This window comes from Variovorax sp. 01T439_2 (assembly GCF_056398445.1).
In genome coordinates, this window is the sequence record NZ_JBFTPJ010000935.1 from 1 (window position 1) to 2,281 (window position 2,281).

The 2,281-nt window shown below is 59.0% G+C and carries 3 protein-coding genes; 2 read left to right on the forward strand and 1 reads right to left on the reverse strand.

Annotated features, from left to right (window positions below; genetic code table 11):
• Nucleotides 1–456, reverse strand: a 456-nt coding sequence (locus AC1DOC_RS30010; RefSeq protein WP_478131154.1) for an aminotransferase class V-fold PLP-dependent enzyme, incomplete at its 3' end; no start/stop codon positions are given.
• Between the two features lie 154 nt (nucleotides 457–610).
• Between AC1DOC_RS30010 and AC1DOC_RS30015 the strand changes: the two genes are divergently transcribed.
• Complete coding sequence (locus AC1DOC_RS30015) at nucleotides 611–1,807, forward strand: ABC transporter substrate-binding protein (RefSeq protein WP_478080727.1); 1,197 nt, start codon at nucleotides 611–613, stop codon at nucleotides 1,805–1,807.
• 58 nt (nucleotides 1,808–1,865) lie between these two features.
• Nucleotides 1,866–2,281 (forward strand): ABC transporter permease subunit (locus AC1DOC_RS30020; RefSeq protein ID WP_478131155.1); only part of this gene is annotated, 416 nt, incomplete at its 3' end.

A 2,281-nucleotide genomic window follows, 5' to 3' on the forward strand; every position in this document is an offset into this window, starting at 1 on the left:
CACCAGAATCGTGTCGTCGCGTAGGGCTTCTCGCACCGAATCTATGCGTACGCGGCCGTCGCTCTCAACGTCGAGGTATGTGACCGTGAACCCTTCACGCTCCAATTCTCTGCACGTGTCCAAAACAGCCTTGTGCTCCGTCTTCTGCGTGACGATGTGCTTGCCCTTGCCGCTGTAAAAGTGAGCAGCACCCTTGATGGCGAGGTTGTTGCCCTCGGTGGCACCAGAGGTCCAGACGATCTCACGCGGATCGGCTCCTAAGAGACTTGCGACGTGGGCGCGCGCCGTCTCCACAGCACTTTCTGCCTCCCACCCGTAGACATGACTGCGTGAGGCAGGATTTCCGAAATGCTCACCAAGGTAAGGAAGGAGTGCGGCGACCACTCGCGGGTCGGTTGGGGTCGTCGCCATGTAGTCCATGTAGATCGGACGAGAAGGGGGGGAAGGCAAAGTCATACGCGTGAGTCCAGGTTGCGGGTGTGTCTAAGTGTGAGTGCACCAGAAAGGCAAGCTTTGCGCCATTAAAGTGCCTCTTGTATTCCTTAACTACCCTAGTTGACAGATGTATATGGCGAATATAGCATTGCCTCGCAATCACAAGGAGCACACCATGGTTATCGATCGCAGAGGGTTCTTGGCCGGCGCTGCAGGCGCAGGTTTGGCGGCTACTTTTCAGCCCGCGTGGGCGCAAACAAAGGAGGCAGTGCGAATTGGTGTGCCGACAGGCGTCACGGGCAACTGGTCGGCTCTTGGATCGCAGATCCAGCGCACGTGCCGACTGTTCGCGAAGACGGTAAACGCCAAAGGCGGCATCGACGGTCGTCAGGTCGAGTTCTTTTTCGAAGATACGCAGGGGGACCCCGCTGCGTGCGTACGCAAGACCTCCGAACTGATCGAAGGCCGCGGTGTCAAGTTGATCACCGGTGTCATATCCAGCGGCGAATCCCTGGCCATCATGCCGCGCCTTGCAGATTGGAACGCCCTGTACTTGGCAGGCATCAGCGGTGTTGGATCGCTGACGGCGCAGAACTTCGTCCCCAACGCTTTCCGCACTTGCACTTCCGGTCCCATGCGTGCCCGCGCGATCTCGCTCTGGTTCGCCAAGTCGCCCAAGATGAAGTTCTTCACTATCGCCCAGGACTACGCCTGGGGGAAGAACAGTCTTTCGACGTTCGAGCAGCTCATAGGCGGCCTGGGCAAGCAAACGGTGGGAAGCGTCCTGACGCCCCTGGGCACCAAGGACTACTCCAGCTACATCGCTCGCATCCGTCAAGCCAAGCCGGAAGTGCTTTACGTCGCCATGAGCGGCGACGACGCCACTGCCTTCCTCAAGCAGGCTGGCCAATACCGGCTGGGCGAGCAGATGCAAATCGTGACTGAGGTCTTGGATCTGTTGAATACGCGACCGCTGGGCGATGCCGGCGTAGGGTTGTATGGCGTGAGCCAGTACAACTATTCATACGATACCGCCGAGAACAGGGAGTTCAACCGTATCTTCCGGGCCGAGTACAGCGAAATTCCGGACACGTACGACGGCGAGACCTGGCAAGGCTTGAGCCTGCTCGCAGAAGGGGTGCGACGTGCCAAGTCCGTCGATGCGATGACGGTCAGGAAAGCGCTGGTTGACTTGGAGATCGAGTCGGTCAAGGGGCGGGTGAAGCTGCGTGGCTGCGACCAGCAAGGCGAGCAAAGCGTCTTTATCGCGCGTCTGGAGAAGAGTGCCGATGCGAGTTACCCACTCCCCAAGATCATCGAAACGTTCAGCTCGGATGCAGTCATTCCGGCCTGCCGCAAAGACACGTTTTGACGCGAGCGTTGACCGCTGCGCCCGTCGCTAGAACATCAAACCTCACGAAAGACGCACTATGAGTGTGTTGCAACTTTGGCTCAACCTCGGGCTGAACACGCTATCCCTCGCATCGCTTCTCGCGATGCTCACGGTGGGCTTGACGCTGATTTTCGGCATCATGCGCATCATGAACTTTGCCCACGGGGCGATGTACATGTTTGGCGCTTACGTCGGTATTTCGGCGGCCCAATGGGCCGGTAACTTCTGGGCCGGACTTCTGCTCGCGGCGCTGAGCGCTGCGGCCGTTGGGGCCATTTTTGAATCGGGGCTTCTGCGTCACCTTTATAAGCGCGACGCAAGCAGCTTCCTTCTGATCACGTTCGGGCTGAGTCTGGTGCTCACCGAATCCACGCGCCTTGGGTGGGGATCAAACAGCCGCGACGTCCAACTGCCCGAAGCGCTCGCTGGAGTGGTGTTCGTCATGGATGAGCC